The sequence below is a fragment of the Psychrobacter sp. AOP5-GZ1-6 genome (genome assembly GCF_052376345.1).
Lineage (GTDB): Bacteria > Pseudomonadota > Gammaproteobacteria > Pseudomonadales > Moraxellaceae > Psychrobacter.
In genome coordinates this window covers 1-213 of the sequence record NZ_JBQSVP010000418.1, presented here as the reverse complement: position 1 = coordinate 213, position 213 = coordinate 1, and the positions used below count along the sequence as shown (strand labels likewise).

General features: G+C 35.7%; 1 protein-coding gene. It reads right to left on the bottom strand.

Translation table 11 applies throughout. The features are described 5' to 3' along the window. The coding region (locus tag ACT3RN_RS16430) for a hypothetical protein (RefSeq protein WP_444518920.1) at positions 1-213 on the bottom strand (213 nt) is incomplete at both ends.

Here is a 213-nt window from a genome sequence, read left to right as displayed (position 1 = left end):
CCTCTTTGTATAAGCATCTTCTCTAAGATGGTGTAAAAATACTGCATCACTGACTAAACAGCCTCTAGGTATTAAAACAGCCTTAGGACATAAGGGGTTTTTATAGTCAAGCTCTAATAAGTTTCTAACAGTATCTGGAGATTCATTATTTACATCTCCCCAAAGTGCGGAAATAAGAACATGATTTATATGTTTTGAGCAGCCATAATGAGC